This window comes from Brevibacterium rongguiense (assembly GCF_009857845.1).
Taxonomy (GTDB): Bacteria; Actinomycetota; Actinomycetes; order Actinomycetales; family Brevibacteriaceae; genus Brevibacterium; species Brevibacterium rongguiense.
Window position 1 is genome coordinate 1 of sequence record NZ_WWEQ01000167.1, and the last position, 253, is coordinate 253.

The window sequence follows — 253 nt, forward strand, 5'->3', positions numbered from 1 at the left end:
GCAGCGTAGCCGCGTTGCTGGTCTCGTAGTCGACGGGGCTCATCATGTTTGCTGAGCTGTGCCGACGGTCGTGGTTGTAGAACCCGTAGCACCAGTCCAGTACGACGGCCTGGGCTTGGCGAGTGTCTGAAGCGCCCTGGGTTTCGTTCCGTGGTTAGACGGTCGCGGGCGCGGTCGTCGTGGGGTGAGTGTAGGACGCTTCGACGCTCGCTGGGGTGCGGTAGCCGAGAGCTTCGTGGAGCCGGGCCGTGTT

At 64.8% G+C, this 253-nt stretch carries 1 pseudogene; it reads right to left on the reverse strand.

The features are described from left to right. Positions 1-115, reverse strand: a pseudogene (locus GSY69_RS15425) (hypothetical protein); the annotation flags it as partial. Positions 116-253: the final 138 nt, after the last annotated feature.